We start from the raw sequence: 15,832 nt of genomic DNA, 5'->3' as shown, positions 1-15,832 counted from the left end.
GGCCCTGCGTGGTCGGCGCTCGTGCAATCTCAATCAGGTGAGATTGCGTTATGGATGGTATTTTCCTGCAGCAACTGGTCAACGGCCTGACCCTCGGGTCGGTCTACGGCCTGATCGCCATCGGCTACACAATGGTCTATGGCATCATCGGCATGATCAACTTCGCGCACGGCGAGGTGTACATGATCTCCGCGTACCTCGCGGCGATCAGCCTGGCATTGCTGGCCTACTTCGGTATCGAGTCGTTTCCGCTGCTGATGCTGGGCACCCTGTTGTTCACCATCGTCGTCACTGGCGTCTATGGCTTCACCATCGAACGCATCGCCTACAAACCCCTGCGCAACTCCACCCGCCTGGCGCCCTTGATCAGCGCCATCGGCATTTCGCTGATCCTGCAGAACTACGCGCAGATCAGCCAGGGGGCCCGCCAGCAAGGCGTGCCGACCCTGCTCGAAGGCGCCATGCGCGTCGAAGTGGGCACCGGCTTCGTGCAGCTCACCTACACCAAGATCTTCATCCTGGTGGCCGCTTTCGTCGGCATGGGCCTGCTCACCTACGTGATCAAGTACACCAAGCTCGGGCGCATGTGCCGGGCCACACAACAAGACCGCAAGATGGCCTCGATCCTGGGCATCAATACCGACCGGGTGATTTCCTACGTGTTCGTCATCGGTGCGGTGATGGCCGCGCTGGCGGGCGTGCTGATCACCATGAACTACGGCACCTTCGACTTCTACGCCGGCTTCATCATCGGCATCAAGGCCTTCACCGCCGCGGTGCTCGGCGGCATCGGCTCGCTGCCGGGAGCCATGCTCGGCGGGATCATCCTGGGGATTTCCGAGTCGTTGTTCTCCGGCCTGATCAACTCCGACTACAAGGACGTGTTCAGCTTCTCGCTGCTGGTGATGATCCTCATCTTCCGTCCCCAAGGCCTGCTGGGTCGCCCGCTCGTGGCTAAGGTGTGAAACATGTCCGTTGCCAATACTGCCTCTGCTTCGCAAACCAAGGGTTTCGACCTTAAACGCAGCCTGCTGGAGACCATCGTCGCCGGCCTGCTGGCCCTTATCGTCTTCGGCCCCGTCGTCGGCGTGGTGCTCGATGGCTACACGTTCAACGCCGAACCCGCCCGCGTCGCCTGGCTGGTCGGCGGCGTGATGATCGGGCGTTTCATCCTCAGCCTGTTCCTGCAGACGCCGACCGGCCAACGCATGCTCCAGGGCTTCGACAGCGGTGGCTCGGGCGTGCATGTGCTGGCGCCGAACTACAAGTCGCGCCTGCGCTACATCATCCCGGCGCTGATCGTCATCGCCATCGTGTTCCCGATCTTCGCCAACAAGTACCTGCTGACCGTGGTCATCCTCGGCCTGATCTACGTGCTGCTGGGGCTGGGCCTGAACATCGTGGTCGGCCTGGCCGGCCTGCTCGACCTGGGCTACGTGGCGTTCTACGCCATCGGTGCCTACGGCCTGGCGCTGGGCTACCAGTACCTGGGCCTGGGCTTCTGGAGCGTGCTGCCGCTGGCGGCCATTGCCGCGGCGTTGGCGGGGTGCATCCTCGGCTTCCCGGTGTTGCGCATGCACGGCGACTACCTGGCCATCGTCACCCTTGGCTTTGGCGAGATCATCCGCCTGGTGCTGAACAACTGGCTGTCTTTCACCGGCGGCCCCAACGGCATGCCGGCACCGTCGCCGACCTTCCTGGGCCTGGAGTTCGGCCGCCGGGCCAAGGACGGCGGGGTGCCGATCCACGAGTTCTTCGGCTTCGAATACAACGCCAACCTCAAGTTCGTGTTCATCTACGCGGTGTTGTTCCTGGTGGTGCTGGCGGTGCTGTACATCAAGCACCGGCTGACCCGCATGCCGGTGGGCCGCGCCTGGGAGGCCTTACGCGAGGACGAGATCGCCTGCCGCTCGATGGGCCTGAACCACGTGCTGGTCAAGCTCTCGGCATTCACCCTGGGTGCTTCCACTGCCGGTCTGGCGGGGGTGTTCTTCGCCACCTACCAGGGCTTCGTCAACCCGTCCTCGTTCACCTTCTTCGAATCGGCGTTGATCCTGGCCATCGTCGTGCTCGGCGGCATGGGCTCGACCGTGGGTGTGGTGATCGCGGCGTTCGTGCTGACCGTGGCGCCGGAGCTGCTGCGCAGCTTCTCCGAGTACCGGGTGCTGCTGTTCGGCGTGCTGATGGTGTTGATGATGATCTGGCGACCGCGGGGGCTGATCCGCATCAGCCGTACCGGTGTAGTCCCGCGTAAAGGAGTGGCGCCATGAGCGACGAAGTCATTCTGTCTGTAGACAACCTGATGATGCAGTTCGGTGGGATCAAGGCGCTCAGCGATGTCAGCCTGCAGGTCAAACGCAACCAGATCTTCGCCCTGATCGGCCCCAATGGCGCCGGCAAGACCACGGTGTTCAACTGCCTCACCGGCTTCTACAAGGCCAGCGGCGGGCGGATCGAACTGAACGTGCGTGGCAGCCACACCAATGTCATCCAGCTGCTCGGCGAGCGCTTCCAGGCGGCGGACTTCGTTTCGCCTGCACGTTTCGCCAACCGTCTGTACTACAAGATGTTCGGCGGTACCCACCTGGTCAACCGCGCCGGGCTGGCGCGCACCTTCCAGAACATCCGCCTGTTCAAGGAAATGTCGGTGGTGGAGAACCTGCTGGTGGCCCAGCATATGTGGGTCAACCGCAACCTGCTGGCCGGGGTGCTCAACACCCCGGGCTACCGCAAGGCCGAGAGCGATGCACTCGACCATGCGTTCTACTGGCTGGAGGTGGTCGACCTGGTGGACTGCGCCAACCGCCTGGCCGGTGAGCTTTCCTACGGCCAGCAGCGCCGCCTGGAGATTGCCCGGGCCATGTGTACCCGCCCCAAGATCATCTGCCTGGACGAACCGGCTGCCGGCCTCAACCCCCAGGAAACCGAAGCGCTGAGCCGCATGATCCGTGTGCTGCGCGATGAGCATGACATCACCGTGGTGCTGATCGAGCACGACATGGGCATGGTCATGAGCATCTCCGACCATATCGTCGTGCTCGACCACGGCAACGTGATCGCCGAAGGGTCACCGCAGGATATCCGCCACAACCCGACGGTGATTGCCGCCTACCTGGGTGCCGACGAAGAGGAACTGACATGAGCGCACCCATTCTCGAGCTGAAGGACCTAGATGTGTTCTATGGACCGATCCAGGCTCTGAAGAAGGTCTCGATGCACATCAACGAAGGCGAGACGGTCAGCCTGATCGGCGCCAATGGCGCCGGCAAGTCGACGCTGCTGATGTCGATCTTCGGCCAACCACGGGCGGCGTCCGGGCAGATCGTCTATCGCGGCACCGACATCACCCGCAAGTCGTCGCACTACATTGCCTCCAACGGCATCGCCCAGTCCCCGGAGGGGCGCCGGGTGTTCCCCGACATGACCGTCGAGGAAAACCTGATGATGGGTACCATCCCGATCGGCGACAAGCATGCCGACCAGGATATGCAGCGCATGTACGAGCTGTTCCCACGGCTCAAGGAACGGCGCAACCAGCGGGCCATGACCATGTCCGGTGGCGAGCAGCAGATGCTGGCGATTGCCCGGGCGCTGATGAGCCGGCCCAAGTTGTTGCTGCTCGACGAGCCCTCGTTGGGGCTGGCGCCGATCGTGGTCAAGCAGATCTTCTCCACGCTGCGCGAGCTGGCGCAGACCGGGATGACCATCTTCCTGGTCGAGCAGAATGCCAACCATGCGTTGAAGCTGTCGGACAGGGCCTATGTGATGGTCAACGGGCAGATCCGCATGACCGGGACGGGGCAGGAGCTGTTGGTCAACGAGGAGGTGCGTAACGCCTACCTGGGCGGGCACTGATCCAGCACTGGGGCCGCAGCGTGGCCCTTTCGCCGGCAAGCCGGCTCCCACAGGGTGGCGCTTGGCTTGAGGGCCATGCAACCGGAGTGGGAGCCGGCTTGCCGGCGAAGGGGGCTGCCATGCAGCCCCAACCCACGTCAGTCGAGATGTGGACAACTTGTCGCATATCTTTCTCGAAGCACTCCACAACTCCCACGCAAGCCATTGTTTCCACAGCTGCAAAACTTTCCACGGATTATGTGGAACCGCCTGTGGAAAACATGGTGGCACCTTGCTCAATCCCTTGTGTACCAACGCTTCTAAGGATCTGTTCGTTTTTTGATCAGGTCTTGCTTGTGCATGATTTATTGAGGGTTTTTAGCAGTCGCGCGGTTCATCCACAGTTGTTCGGATTCTGTGGATAAGTCTGTGAAAAAACTTTGGACAGACCGCCGCAGACGGCAGGTTGAAAGCGTTGCGCCATCACGGGCAGATGTCCACAGCAAGCAAAGGTTCCCTGGAACCGACAAGTTGCCCCCAATCTGTGGGGAAAGCCTTGTGGATAAGATGCGCATAGCCTGACGAAAGCCCGCTATCACGGGGCTTTTCAGCATCTGTACGTTTTTTGACCAGTAGCTGAAACGGTTGTCGCCAACGCTTGCGCCGGGCATGCTGCAAGGCCTGCCGAGCATACCCAAGGAGAAGAGCATGACATCCACCGTATTCATCACTGGCGCGACCTCCGGTTTCGGTGAAGCCACCGCCCGCCGTTTCGCCGATGCCGGCTGGAAGCTGGTGCTCACCGGTCGCCGCAAGGAGCGCCTGGATGCGCTGTGCCAAGAACTCTCGGCCAAGACCGAGGTGCATGGGCTGGTGGTCGATGTGCGTGATCGCCAGGCCATGGAGGCCGCCATCGCCAGCCTGCCGCCGAGCTTCGACAAGCTCCAGGGCCTGGTCAACAATGCCGGCCTGGCACTGGGTGTGGATGCGGCGCAGAACTGCAGCCTGGACGACTGGGAAACCATGGTCGACACCAACATCAAGGGCCTGATGTACACCACCCGCCTGTTGCTGCCGCGCCTGATCGCCCACGGGCGCGGCGCGTCGATCCTCAATGTCGGCTCGGTGGCGGGTAACTACCCGTATCCGGGCGCGAATGTGTATGGCGGCACCAAGGCCTTCGTCGGCCAGTTCTCGCTGAGCCTGCGCTGCGACCTGCGCGGCACTGGCGTGCGGGTCAGCAACATCGAGCCGGGGCTGTGCGAAAGCGAGTTCTCGCTGGTGCGTTTCGGCGGCGACCAGGCCAAGTACGACGCCACCTACGCCGGTGCTGAGCCGATCCAGCCGCAAGATATCGCCGAGGCCATCTTCTGGATCCTCAACCAGCCGGCGCATATCAACATCAACAGCCTTGAGCTGATGCCGGTGAGCCAGGACTGGGCAGGGTTCTCGATCGACCGGTCGGCTAAAGGTTGATTCGCTGATGATCGCGGGGCAAGTCGCATTGGCACCGCCGCTGCGACTTGCCACGCAATAGCGTCAGAGGCGCTGCAGACCTTCGAGGCAGGTCGCCAGATGATAGGGCGTGGTCGACGGCATGTCATGGCGGCTCACCGCCCCCTCGCCATCGCGGCACTCATGCCAGCCGCTTTCATGCAGGAAGCGTGACTCCAGCGCCGTGAGCTGCTCCAGCAGCCGCGCCTCGCTTCCCGGGCGCAGGGCCAGTGCCCGCAGGTACTCCGCCTGGGCCCAGATACGCTGTGTCGCGTCGATCACCTTGCCGTCCACATCCAGCATTGCCAGTACCGCAGCATCCTTCACGCCGCACTGTTCGGCGAAGTCGAAGGCCCGCTCGATGGAGGCATGCAGCGCAGTACCGCGCAGCAACTCGGAAGTGTCGAGCAGGTAGAACCATTCGAACTGGTGGCCCGGCTCGAACCAGTTATCCACAGCCCCGCGCGGCTTCTCCAGCATCAGGCCATGGGCCGGTTCGACGAACTGCGCCTGCAGCGCTTCGCACAGCTGCAGCAGCGAATCGCGAACGTCGTCGTCCTCGCGCACGGCCAGCACCTGCAGGAAAGCCTCGGCCAGGTGCATCTGCGGGTTCTGCAGCGGGCCGCTGCCCAGGTCTGCCCAGTCCTCACCCAGGCTGGCCTCGTACAGGCCATCGTCGCGGGCGAACTGCTCGTGGATCACCTCGAGGGCGCCATTGAGCGTGGCTTCCACCAGCCCTTCGCCGACCTTGCCCAGGTAATGGGCGCAGGCGAAGACGATGAAGGCGTGGGTGTAGAGGTCCTTGCGCCGGTCCAGCGGCCTGCCCTGGGCGTCGATGCTATAGAACCAGCCGCCGTGTTCGGCGTCATGGAAGTGCTTCTGCAACGAACGGAACAATGCCGCGGCGCGTTCGGCCGCGCCGGGTTGTTCGATGCGGCTGCTGAACAGGTATAACTGACGGGCGCAGGCCATGGCCCGATAGCGCTGCACCGGTAGCGGTCGGTGCTGGGTGTCCAGGGCCTCGTATGGCAAAGCCATGTCGGCGTTCCAGCCCGGGCCTTGCCACAGCGGCACGATGCGCTCGGCGAAGTGCTGTTGGAAACGGGTCAATGCGGGGCGGGGGTCGGACATGGTGGCGCTCGTGGACGGTCGGGCAGGGCGCCATGGTAGCAGAAGTGGCAAGCGGTTCGAGGGACAAGCCCGCTCCCACGGCAATCACCTCAACCTGGATTGCCCAGGCCTTGCCAATGCCTTGCCCCGACGAAGATGAAGCGCAGCTGCTGGGTGATCTTTTCCTGCGGTGTCAGCGCCTGTGGATGACCCGGCTCGGGGCTATCGATCAGCTCGGGCAGGGTGGCGAACACGGTCTTGACCACCAGGTCGGCCATCACCGCCAGGGCGGCGCCGTCCAGGTGCCGCCAGCGCGGCATGCGCGCAAGGTCGGTGGCCAGGTCGCTGCTGATGTCCTGGCGCAGGCGGGCGATGGCCTGGCGCACCGGTTGCGAGCCGCCGTACTGCTCGCGGGCGAGGAACAGGAACTGCGCGCGGTGGGCGGTGACGACGTCGAGGAAGATGCGCACCGAGGCATCGGTGATGCCGCCCAGCTCGAACTCGTTATGGCGCACCAGGCGGATGGTCTGGCGGAAGGTGGTGTCCACCTCGGCGACCAGGGCCAGGCCCAGGGCATCCATGTCGGGGAAGTGGCGGTAGAAGCCGGTGGGCACGATGCCGGCGGCCTTGGCCACCTCGCGCAGGCTGATGCTGCCGAAACCCCGGCCGCTCTCCATGAGCAGGCAGGCGGCATCCAGCAGGGCCTGGCGGGTTTGTAGCTTCTGTTCGGCGCGCGGCAGCATGGGAGAGAATTCTATGACTGTACGGCTGGGCATTCTGGATAAAAAAACGAAGCCCGGTCAATGGACCGGGCTTGGAGGGGAGCAGGTGCCGCGCGGAGGGTTGTTGTTTTCGGCCATGGCGATCAGCTCACACGGCTGAGTTCGACCAGGCGATCGGAGCCACCCTCGGCTACACGGTTGTTGCGTTCGTTCAGGCGATCGGCACCACCTTCGGCGACACGCTCGTTGCGTTCGATCAGGCGATCCGAACCACCCTCGGCTACACGGTTGTTGCGTTCGTTCAGGCGATCGGCACCACCTTCGGCAACACGGTCGTTGCGTTCGATCAGGCGATCCGAACCACCTTCGGCAACGCGGTTGTTACGCTCGATCAGGCGATCGGAGCCGCCTTCGGCCACGCGGCCTGCGCGTTCCTGCAGGCGCTCGGCGCCACCTTCTGCCAGGGTGTTCAGGGGTTGGCTGACGGTGACGGCGCTGGAGCGCGCCTCGGCGCTCAGGTGTTGGTCTTCGGCCGGCAGGGCAAAGGCGTTGGCGGCAAGTACGGACAGGGTCAGGCTCAGCAGCAGTTGGCGTTTCATGATTCGGTGCTCCTCTGGGGGGCTGGAAAGTGGGTACGGAGCCAATGCTACGCCCGGTAACTCCAGAGAAAAGTTCATCAGGATAATGGTAACAATCGACGGGATTGATACTGTGCGTAGAGCGCTCTGGCTCAATGGTTTCGGCGATGCTCCGAGCGTTGAGGTACGTTGAGTCCCCGGTAACACTGCCACGCTCCTTAGATCCAAAGCTGAGAAAATCGTCAGGAAAATCTTGGTTATCATGCTGCGCGGATTAAACCCGGCGGGTTTTCATCAGTCCGACATAATAAGTGCCATCGTCGCGCCGCCTTGTGCCATGCAGTCAGGAGAATCACGCAATGACGCGCCCTGCCAGAATCCTCGTCTGGACCTTCGCCACCCTCGCCACCCTGTTGGCAATCCTGGTGGTGGTGATCGCCACCTTCGACTGGAATCGCGTCAAGCCGTTGCTCAACGAGAAAGTCTCCGAAGCCCTGCACCGGCCTTTCGCGATCAACGGCAATCTTGCCGTGCGCTGGCGTACCGAGCCTGAAGAGGGTGGCTGGCGTGCCTTTGTGCCCTGGCCGCACTTCACCGCCGAAGACCTCACCCTGGGCAACCCCGAATGGCTCAAGGAGCCGCGCATGGTGGGCCTGGAGCGGGTGGATTTTCGCCTGGCGCCGTTGCCGCTGATCGTCCAGCGCATCAGCATCCCGCGCATCGACCTGGTCAAGCCCAGCGCCAGCCTGACTCGCCTGGCCGATGGAAGGGCCAACTGGGTGTTCGACTTCGGGCCCAAGGATGAGCACGAAGAACCGTCGAAATGGGTGTTGGACATCGGCGCGATAGGCTTCGACCAGGGCAATGTCAGCTTCGACGACCAGACCCTGAAAACCAGCATGAAGGTGCAGGTCGACCCGTTGGGCAAGCCGATCCCGTTCAGCGACATCGTCGGCAAGGCCCGCGCCGAGAAGGCCGGCAATGCCCAGGACTATGCCTTCGGCTTCAAGGCCCAGGGGCGCTTCAAGGGCCAGGCGGTGGCCGGCAGCGGCAAGATCGGTGGCCTGCTGGCACTGCAGGACGCCAGTCAGCCATTCCCGCTGCAGGCCGACGTACGCATCGGCGATACCCATGTCGCCCTGGCCGGCACCCTGACCGATCCGCGCAACCTGGGGGCCCTCGACCTGCGCCTGAAACTCTCCGGCAGCAGCCTGGGCAACCTCTACCCGCTGACCGGCGTGACCCTGCCCGACACGCCACCCTACGCCACCGACGGCCACCTGAGCGCCAACCTGCATGCCGCCGAAGGCGCGCATTTTCGCTATGAAGGCTTCAACGGCAAGATCGGCGACAGTGATATCCACGGCGACCTGGCCTTCGTCGCCAGCCAGCCCCGACCGAAACTGTCCGGCAACCTGGTATCCAATCAACTGCTGTTCAAGGACCTGGCACCGCTGATCGGCGCCGATTCCAACGCCGAGCAGAAGGCTCGCGGCGGCGCCAGCAAGCAGCCGGCCAACAAGGTGTTGCCGGTAGAGGAGTTCCGCACCGAGCGCTGGAGGGCGATGGATGCCGACGTGACCTTTGCCGGCAAGCGCATCGTGCATAGCGAGAAACTGCCGTTCAATGACCTGTCGGCCCATGTGATTCTCGAGGACGGCCTGCTGCGCCTGGAACCGCTGCGCTTCGGCGTAGCCGGGGGCAACCTCGATTCCAATATCCGCCTGGACGGACGCAGCACGCCGATGCAGGGGCGCGCCCAGCTCACCGCCCGAGGCTTCAAGCTCAAGCAGTTGTTCCCCAGCTTCGCGCCCATGCAGACTAGCTTCGGCGAGCTCAATGGCGACGCCGATATCAGCGGCCGGGGCAACTCGGTGGCGGCGCTGCTCGGCACTTCCAACGGCGACCTGCGCCTGCTGATCAACGATGGCGCCATCAGCCGCAGCCTGATGGAGATCGCCGGGCTCAACGTGGGCAACTACGTGATCGGCAAGCTGTTTGGCGATGAGGAGGTGAAGATCAACTGTGCCGCGGCCGATGTCGGCATCAAGGAGGGCCTGGCGACCACCCGCCTGTTCGTGTTCGATACCGAGAACGCGATCATCCACATCGATGGCACGGCCAACTTCGCCAGCGAGCAGTTGGACCTGAAGATCACCCCGGAATCGAAAGGGCTACGGCTGTTCTCGCTGCGCTCGCCGTTGTATGTGCGCGGGCCGTTCGCCAAACCCAGTGCCGGCGTGCAGGCGGTGCCGCTGGCATTGCGCGGTGCGGGGATGGTGGCCTTGGGTGTGGTGGCGGGCCCGGCGGCGGGGCTGCTGGCGCTGATCGCGCCGAGCAGCGGCGATGTGCCCAACCAATGCACACCGTTGTTGCAGCAGATGCGCTCGGGCAAGGCGCCGCAAGCCGTGCCCAAGCGGCGCTGAGTGCTTCTAGAGCCCCAGCGCGGTCAGCAACACATCGATCTGCCGTTGCGCTGCCGACCGCTCGAACGTGACCAAGGCGGTGCGCCAAAGCCCCTGTAGATAAGTGACGATCAGCGAGGCGCTGGCATCGGCGTCCAAGGTGCCAGGCAACAGGCCGCGCTCGATATCCTCGCGCAGCCGTTCGCGGATCAATGCCTGCAGGTCCGTCAGCCCTCGTTCGGCGCGCTCGCGCAACTCGGCATCGGCCAGGACCTCGGCACTCTGCATTGCCGCCAGCATGCACATCCTTGAAGGGGTTGCCGGGTCGTCCAGGCGCGCCAGCACGCGGTCGAAGAACCCACGAATACCTGCGGCAGCACTGGGGGCGGCAAGCAGCACCTGGATCCGCTCATCCACCACTTCGTGCTCATAGCGCTCGAGACAGGCCAGGTACAGCTGCTTCTTGCTGCCCAGGGTGTTGTAGAACGAGCCCTCGCCAATATCCATGGCTTTGAGCAAATGGCGCAGGCCCGTGGCGGCGTAGCCGCTCTGCCAGAACAGGTCGGTGGCGGTGGCCAGCGCCTGATCGTAATCGAATGAGATCTTTCGTGTCATGGCGGGCACCATACATCACTTGTAGCACTCGTTAAAGATTTAATTGACAGGCTTTGGGCGAGCGCTTTACTTTTTGTAGCGATCACTACAAATAAGCCCTCAGTGGAGCCGAATATGTCCATTACCCCCAATAGTCCTGTGCTTGAACCCTTCCGTGTCGAGGTGCCACAGGCCGCCCTCGACGATCTTCGGCAACGGCTGTCGGCCATCCGCTGGGCGGACCGGGAGCTGGTCGACGACTGGTCCCAGGGTGTACCGCTGCAGGCTGCCCGGGAACTGATCGAACATTGGCTTGAGCGCTACGATTGGCGGCGCTTCGAATCGCGCATCAATCGCTTCGAACAATTCCGCACCCGCATCGATGGCGTGGCCATCCATTTCATTCATGCCCGCTCGCCCCACGCGGGTGCCTTGCCGATCCTGCTGACCCATGGCTGGCCAGGCTCGGTGGTGGAGTTCCTCGACGTGATCGAGCGTCTGACCGACCCTGTGCGTTTCGGTGGCCGAGCAGAGGACGCATTCGATGTAGTGGTGCCCTCTATTCCCGGCTACGGTTTTTCCGATAAACCCACCGACCTGGGCTGGAACCCGCAACGCATCGCCCGAGCCTGGACGGTGCTGATGAACGAGCGGCTGGGTTATCGTCGCTGGGTCGCGCAAGGGGGCGATTGGGGCTCGGCGATTACCCACGCCTTGGCCAGCCAGCGCCCGGAAGGCTTGCTCGCGGCCCATGTCAATCTGCTGCTGGTGGTGCCGGAGCAGGCCCCCGAACAGCCCAGCGAGGACGAACGTCAGGCGCTGCGCGATGTGGATTTCTACCTGGACCAGATGTCCGGCTACGCCGACCAGATGAACACCCGCCCGCAGACCATCGGCTATGCGCTGAACGATTCGCCCCTGGCGCTGGCCATGTGGATGTACGAGAAGTTCTGGGAATGGACCGATAATCGCGGGCGCCCAGAGGACGCGCTGAGCCGTGACCAGATGCTCGACGATATCTCGCTGTATTGGTTCACCGGCACCGGCGCTTCCAGTGCCCGTTTGTACTGGGAAGGTGTCGGCAGCACGATTCGTGATCGCAGCTTCTTCTCGGCGGTGCGCGCTTCGGATCAGCCCATTGGCTTGCCCATGGCTGCCAGCGTGTTTCCCGCAGAGACGTTCCGGCCACCGCGGGCGTGGGCCGAGGCGGCCTACGAGAAGCTGTTCTACTGGAACGAAGTGGAAAAGGGCGGGCACTTTGCCGCGTTCGAGCAACCGCAGCTGTTCGCCGAGGAACTGTGGCGGGCGTTCGCCCCGATACGTTGAGGCGGGCAAGCCCGCTGCAGTGCCAGCGGGCTTGCCGAGGGCTCAAAGCCCTTGGAGCAGATCCGACATGTCGTCGGCGTGCTCTTCTTCCTGGGCCAGGATGTCCTCGAAGATGCGTCGGGTGGTCGGGTCTTTGTCGCCGATGTACTGGATGATCTCGCGGTAGCTGTCGATGGCGATCCGCTCGGCCACCAAGTCCTCCAGCACCATCTCCTTCAATGAACTGCCTGCCACGTACTGGGCATGGGAGTTCTTGGTCAGGTTGTCGGGGTTGAAGTCCGGCTCGCCGCCCAGTTGCACGATGCGCTCGGCCAGCTTGTCGGCATGCTCGGCTTCCTGGGTGGCGTGCTCGAGGAACTCCGCGGCGGCAACGCTGGCCTTGATGCCGCTGGCCATGAAGTAGTGACGCTTGTAGCGCAGCACGCAGACCAGTTCGGTGGCCAGCGACTCGTTGAGCAGGCGCAGGATCTTTTCGCGATCGGCGTGGTAACCCTCGGTCACCGCGCCTTGCTCGACATGCTGGCGGGCACGTTCGCGCAGGGTTTTCACATCGGTCAGTTCAGCGCTCATGTTCATCTCCGAAAGGATCAGGGTGGTCATGGGGTGTCATGCGCCGTGGACGGCGTCGCTGTCTTCCTGGCGTTGCTTGCAGGTCTTGAAGCCCTTGGCGTCGACATGGCCGGTGGCGTCGAAGCGCACGTAGTACGGCTGCTGCTGGCCATCGCGGTTGAGGATGTAGTCGTTGCAGGTGCCGCCGTGGGGCAGGTCGCTGACATTCGACGGGCTGCCGCCGATGGCGATGACCTTCTGCATGGTCATGCCGTGCTCCACCTGCTTGACCAGCGGCTCGTCGCGGTAGGTGACGTAGTCCACCGGGTTTTCCGGGCGGCTGCCGCAGGCGGCGAGGGTGGCGCTTGCCAGAAGGATGGCCAGGGTCTGCTTGTACATGGTCCCGCTCCTTGCTCAGGGTCTGTTCTGCTTGGAACCGCACGGCGCGCCGGGAGTTCGATTGCGAATGACACAGGGCGCGCTGTAGTGTGGGCCGGTCGTCCATGGAAGAGGGCAGGGTGATGAGTCAGGAACAGGCCACGCGTTATCCACTGGTGCTGGTGCCGGGCATGCTCGGTTTCGTGCGGGCGCTGCTGTATCCCTACTGGTTCGGCATTGTCCCGGCGTTGCGCCGGGGCGGCGCGCAGGTGTATCCGGTGCAGGTGTCGCCGCTGCATTCCAGCGAGGTGCGCGGCGAGCAGTTGTTGATCATCATCGAGGAGATCTGCCGGCGAACGGGGGCCGAGAAGGTCAACCTGATCGGCCACAGCCAGGGCGCGCTCAGTGCCCGCTACGCGGCGGCGAAGCGGCCGGACCGGGTGGCCTCGGTGACCTCGGTGGCCGGCCCCAACCATGGCTCGGAGCTGGCCGACCACCTTGAGCGCACGGCGCCGGGCGACTCCGCCAAGGGGCGCATCCTCAAGGCCGTGCTGCATGGTTTCGCCGTGCTGCTGGGCTGGCTGGAGACCGGCTGGCGCCGGGATCCGCTGCCGATCGACGTGCATGCCTCGCACCAGTCGCTGACCAGCGCCGGGGTGGCGCTGTTCAACCAGGCTTATCCACAGGGGCTGCCCGAGGTCTGGGGCGGCGAGGGGCCGGCCGAGGTGAATGGCGTGCGTTACTACTCCTGGTCGGGCACCTTGCAGCCGGGGCGCACCGACCAGGGGCTGAACCGCTTCGACGGCAGCAATCGCTTCTGCCGTCTGTTCGCCCGTAGCTTCGTGCGCGAGAAGGGCCACTGCGACGGCATGGTCGGGCGTTTCAGCTCGCACCTGGGCCAGGTGATCGGCGACGACTATCCGCTCGACCACCTGGACATCGTCAACCAGTCCCTCGGCGCGGTGGGCAAGGGCGCCGAGCCGGTGCGGCTGTTCACCGAACACGCCGCGCGGCTCAAGGCCGCGGGGTTGTGACCGTGCGACGTACAGGCGTTGTCCAGCGCTCGGCCAGCAGCACGCCGACCAGTGTCAGCAAGCCGCCGACCAGGTGATAACTGGCCAGTTGCTCGTCCAGCACCACGGCGGCGATCACCGCCGTGACCACCGGCAGCAGGTTGAAGAACAGCGTGGTGCGGCTCGGGCCCAGGCGATGCACGGCCTGCATCCACACCCGTGGCGCCACCATCGAGGCCAGCAGGCCGGCATACAGCACCAGGCCGAAGTTGTGGCCGTTCAGCCCGGTCTTCGGTGACAGCACGAACAGCGGCAGCAGCACCAGGATCGCCACCAGCACCTGCAGGTAGAGCAACTGCAGCGGTGGCAGGCGCAGCTGCCATTTCTTCAGCAGGAAGCTGTACAGCGCATAGGCGAGGGTGGCCACCAGCATCATCAGGTCGCCGCTGTTCAGACCCTGGTGCAGCAGCGTGCCAGGCTGCCCGGCCGAGACGACTTCCAGCACGCCGAAGAACGACACGATCGCGCCCAGCAGCGCGCCGTAGCTCAGGCGCTGGCCCAGCCAGGCGATGGACAGGGCCAGTGACATCAGCGGCATCAGCGAGAGGATGATGCCCATGTTGGTGGCGCTGGTGATGCTGGCGGCGAAGTACGCCAGGCTCTGGTAGATGGCCATGCCCAGCACGCCCAGCACGAACACCTTGCCCAGGTGCGGGCGGATCGCCGCGCGGTTGCGCCAGACCTGGGGCAGCAGGAAGGGCGTGAACAGCAGGCCGGCCAGCAGCCAGCGGTAGAAGCCGATCTCGGCCGGGAAGATCGCCCCCGCGGACATCTTGGTGACCACGGTGTTGCCGGCCCAGATGAGGATGGCGATGAGGGGGAAGAGGTAGTTCATTGGGACTCTCAGGTAACGGGTGTCTCCTGCAGGAGTGGAGCCCACTGCTGCTGGGAGGGTGACAGCGCGTATTATCGCTTGTCTGCTTGCATGCCTATACTTCCATCCAGACAACCTACCCCGCGAAGCAGACAGCATGGCCCGCAAGTACCTCGACATTCCGCGCTTCGACCAGCTCCCGGCACCGGTGTACTTTCGCTACGACGAGTTCGGCGCCGACACCCACAGCGCGCCGCACCGTCATCCCTGGGGCCAGCTCAACTACGCATCCCATGGCCTGATGCACCTGGACGTCGAAGGCCAGCGTTTCATCTCGCCGCCGCACTACGCCGTGTGGGTGCCGCCGGATACCGAGCACGGCTGCTACAACCCCCAGGCCATCGTCTACCGTTCGGTCTACCTTGACCGCAGCCTGTGCGCCGGGCTGCCGGCGCAACCCTGCAGCCTGGTGATCAGCGACATCCTCAAGGCGATCCTCGGCGACTTCGCCCGCCGCGACCTGCGCATCGCCCAGGACGAGCGCGACCAGCGCCTGGCGCAGGTGCTGCTCGACCAGTTGCACCTGGCGCAGACCCAGACCTGCTACTTGCCGTTCGCCCGCAGCGACAGCTTGCGCCAGGTACTCGCAGCGTTGCAGGCCGAACCCGGCGACAACCGCCCGCTGGCGCAGTGGGCCGGGCAGGTGCATGTCAGCGAACGCACCCTGGCCCGGCAGTTTCTCCGTGAGCTGGGTATGAGCTTCGGCGAATGGCGCTTGCGCCTGCGCTTTCTACGCGCCATCGAGGCGCTCGAGGCGGGCACCGCGATCCAGGCCATCGCCTTCGACCTCGGCTACAGCAGCGCCTCGGCCTTCATCGCCATGTTCCAGCGCCAGGCCAATTGCACCCCGGAGCAGTACCGGCGGCGGGCGCGGACAGAGATGTAAGAATTCTTG

16 protein-coding genes are annotated in these 15,832 nt (G+C 64.2%); 9 read left to right on the top strand and 7 right to left on the bottom strand.

Annotation, left to right across the window (positions count from 1 at the left end; genetic code table 11):
* Positions 1–50 precede the first annotated feature (50 nt).
* The 5 genes from KSS90_RS22705 to KSS90_RS22685 all read left to right on the top strand — a co-directional run bounded on the left by KSS90_RS22705 (position 51) and on the right by KSS90_RS22685 (position 5,310).
* Entirely contained in the window at positions 51–965 is a 915-nt protein-coding gene (locus tag KSS90_RS22705; RefSeq protein ID WP_019098910.1) for an ABC transporter permease subunit, read from the top strand.
* Positions 966–968: 3 nt separating this feature from the next.
* Complete coding sequence (livM, locus tag KSS90_RS22700; protein WP_046854015.1) at positions 969–2,270, top strand: high-affinity branched-chain amino acid ABC transporter permease LivM; 1,302 nt, start codon at positions 969–971, stop codon at positions 2,268–2,270.
* Positions 2,267–3,142 carry an ABC transporter ATP-binding protein gene (locus KSS90_RS22695; protein ID WP_217867350.1) on the top strand — a complete coding sequence of 292 codons (876 nt, stop codon included), beginning with the start codon at positions 2,267–2,269 and terminating at the stop codon, positions 3,140–3,142. The genes livM and KSS90_RS22695 overlap by 4 nt, the downstream gene beginning before the upstream one ends.
* Positions 3,139–3,855, top strand: coding sequence for an ABC transporter ATP-binding protein (locus KSS90_RS22690; RefSeq protein ID WP_023629375.1), 717 nt, complete (start codon positions 3,139–3,141; stop codon positions 3,853–3,855). Before KSS90_RS22695 ends, KSS90_RS22690 begins: the two co-directional genes overlap by 4 nt.
* Positions 3,856–4,542: 687 nt before the next feature.
* Entirely contained in the window at positions 4,543–5,310 is a 768-nt protein-coding gene (locus KSS90_RS22685) for an SDR family oxidoreductase (RefSeq protein ID WP_217867349.1), read from the top strand.
* Between the two features lie 63 nt (positions 5,311–5,373).
* On the opposite strand, the gene KSS90_RS22680 is transcribed toward KSS90_RS22685, so the two are convergent.
* The 3 genes from KSS90_RS22680 to KSS90_RS22670 all read right to left on the bottom strand — a co-directional run bounded on the left by KSS90_RS22680 (position 5,374) and on the right by KSS90_RS22670 (position 7,759).
* Positions 5,374–6,459, bottom strand: a complete 1,086-nt coding sequence (locus KSS90_RS22680) for an AGE family epimerase/isomerase (protein WP_217867348.1) — start codon at positions 6,457–6,459, stop codon at positions 5,374–5,376.
* A gap of 89 nt (positions 6,460–6,548) precedes the next feature.
* A complete protein-coding gene (locus KSS90_RS22675; protein ID WP_217867347.1) occupies positions 6,549–7,181 on the bottom strand; it encodes a TetR family transcriptional regulator in 633 nt (210 codons plus the stop codon).
* 122 nt (positions 7,182–7,303) lie between these two features.
* Positions 7,304–7,759 (bottom strand): phage infection protein, encoded by a 456-nt coding sequence (locus tag KSS90_RS22670; protein ID WP_217867346.1) that lies wholly within the window; start codon positions 7,757–7,759, stop codon positions 7,304–7,306.
* A gap of 338 nt (positions 7,760–8,097) precedes the next feature.
* Here KSS90_RS22670 and KSS90_RS22665 point away from each other — a divergent pair, with 338 nt between their 5' ends.
* Positions 8,098–10,164: an AsmA family protein gene (locus KSS90_RS22665; protein WP_217867345.1), complete on the top strand. Its 2,067-nt coding sequence runs from the start codon at positions 8,098–8,100 to the stop codon at positions 10,162–10,164.
* A 6-nt stretch (positions 10,165–10,170) separates the two neighbouring features.
* Here the strand turns inward: KSS90_RS22665 and KSS90_RS22660 are convergent, their stop codons facing one another.
* Positions 10,171–10,758 (bottom strand): TetR/AcrR family transcriptional regulator, encoded by a 588-nt coding sequence (locus tag KSS90_RS22660; protein WP_217867344.1) that lies wholly within the window; start codon positions 10,756–10,758, stop codon positions 10,171–10,173.
* 114 nt (positions 10,759–10,872) lie between these two features.
* On the opposite strand from KSS90_RS22660, the gene KSS90_RS22655 reads away from it, so the two are divergent.
* On the top strand, positions 10,873–12,063 hold the full coding sequence (locus KSS90_RS22655) for an epoxide hydrolase family protein (RefSeq protein ID WP_217867343.1): 1,191 nt from the start codon (positions 10,873–10,875) through the stop codon (positions 12,061–12,063).
* Between the two features lie 42 nt (positions 12,064–12,105).
* Here the strand turns inward: KSS90_RS22655 and KSS90_RS22650 are convergent, their stop codons facing one another.
* Together KSS90_RS22650 and osmE are read right to left on the bottom strand one after the other, a co-directional pair.
* Entirely contained in the window at positions 12,106–12,663 is a 558-nt protein-coding gene (locus tag KSS90_RS22650; protein ID WP_437180044.1) for a ferritin-like domain-containing protein, read from the bottom strand.
* Positions 12,664–12,669: 6 nt separating this feature from the next.
* Positions 12,670–13,011 (bottom strand): osmotically-inducible lipoprotein OsmE, encoded by a 342-nt coding sequence (osmE, locus tag KSS90_RS22645; RefSeq protein ID WP_023631201.1) that lies wholly within the window; start codon positions 13,009–13,011, stop codon positions 12,670–12,672.
* A gap of 122 nt (positions 13,012–13,133) precedes the next feature.
* Here osmE and KSS90_RS22640 point away from each other — a divergent pair, with 122 nt between their 5' ends.
* A complete protein-coding gene (locus tag KSS90_RS22640; protein WP_217867342.1) occupies positions 13,134–14,024 on the top strand; it encodes a lipase family alpha/beta hydrolase in 891 nt (296 codons plus the stop codon).
* Here KSS90_RS22640 and KSS90_RS22635 read toward each other — a convergent pair.
* On the bottom strand, positions 14,005–14,898 hold the full coding sequence (locus tag KSS90_RS22635; RefSeq protein ID WP_023632532.1) for a DMT family transporter: 894 nt from the start codon (positions 14,896–14,898) through the stop codon (positions 14,005–14,007). The two genes, KSS90_RS22640 and KSS90_RS22635, sit on opposite strands and share 20 nt — an antisense overlap.
* Positions 14,899–15,034: 136 nt before the next feature.
* On the opposite strand from KSS90_RS22635, the gene KSS90_RS22630 reads away from it, so the two are divergent.
* A complete protein-coding gene (locus KSS90_RS22630; RefSeq protein ID WP_217867340.1) occupies positions 15,035–15,823 on the top strand; it encodes an AraC family transcriptional regulator in 789 nt (262 codons plus the stop codon).
* The last annotated feature ends 9 nt before the right edge of the window (positions 15,824–15,832 follow it).

Source organism: Pseudomonas maumuensis (assembly GCF_019139675.1).
Classification (GTDB): Bacteria; Pseudomonadota; Gammaproteobacteria; order Pseudomonadales; family Pseudomonadaceae; genus Aquipseudomonas; species Aquipseudomonas maumuensis.
The sequence above is the reverse complement of the archived record's forward strand: the minus strand, read 5'-3'. Positions and strand labels throughout refer to the sequence as shown.

Coding starts and splice junctions, on each gene's coding strand:
- KSS90_RS22705 (WP_019098910.1), top strand. CDS start 51: ATGGATGGTATTTTCCTGCAGCAACTGGTCAACGGCCTGACCCTCGGG.
- livM (WP_046854015.1), top strand. CDS start 969: ATGTCCGTTGCCAATACTGCCTCTGCTTCGCAAACCAAGGGTTTCGAC.
- KSS90_RS22695 (WP_217867350.1), top strand. CDS start 2,267: ATGAGCGACGAAGTCATTCTGTCTGTAGACAACCTGATGATGCAGTTC.
- KSS90_RS22690 (WP_023629375.1), top strand. CDS start 3,139: ATGAGCGCACCCATTCTCGAGCTGAAGGACCTAGATGTGTTCTATGGA.
- KSS90_RS22685 (WP_217867349.1), top strand. CDS start 4,543: ATGACATCCACCGTATTCATCACTGGCGCGACCTCCGGTTTCGGTGAA.
- KSS90_RS22680 (WP_217867348.1), bottom strand. CDS start 6,459: ATGTCCGACCCCCGCCCCGCATTGACCCGTTTCCAACAGCACTTCGCC.
- KSS90_RS22675 (WP_217867347.1), bottom strand. CDS start 7,181: ATGCTGCCGCGCGCCGAACAGAAGCTACAAACCCGCCAGGCCCTGCTG.
- KSS90_RS22670 (WP_217867346.1), bottom strand. CDS start 7,759: ATGAAACGCCAACTGCTGCTGAGCCTGACCCTGTCCGTACTTGCCGCC.
- KSS90_RS22665 (WP_217867345.1), top strand. CDS start 8,098: ATGACGCGCCCTGCCAGAATCCTCGTCTGGACCTTCGCCACCCTCGCC.
- KSS90_RS22660 (WP_217867344.1), bottom strand. CDS start 10,758: ATGACACGAAAGATCTCATTCGATTACGATCAGGCGCTGGCCACCGCC.
- KSS90_RS22655 (WP_217867343.1), top strand. CDS start 10,873: ATGTCCATTACCCCCAATAGTCCTGTGCTTGAACCCTTCCGTGTCGAG.
- KSS90_RS22650 (WP_437180044.1), bottom strand. CDS start 12,663: ATGACCACCCTGATCCTTTCGGAGATGAACATGAGCGCTGAACTGACC.
- osmE (WP_023631201.1), bottom strand. CDS start 13,011: ATGTACAAGCAGACCCTGGCCATCCTTCTGGCAAGCGCCACCCTCGCC.
- KSS90_RS22640 (WP_217867342.1), top strand. CDS start 13,134: ATGAGTCAGGAACAGGCCACGCGTTATCCACTGGTGCTGGTGCCGGGC.
- KSS90_RS22635 (WP_023632532.1), bottom strand. CDS start 14,898: ATGAACTACCTCTTCCCCCTCATCGCCATCCTCATCTGGGCCGGCAAC.
- KSS90_RS22630 (WP_217867340.1), top strand. CDS start 15,035: ATGGCCCGCAAGTACCTCGACATTCCGCGCTTCGACCAGCTCCCGGCA.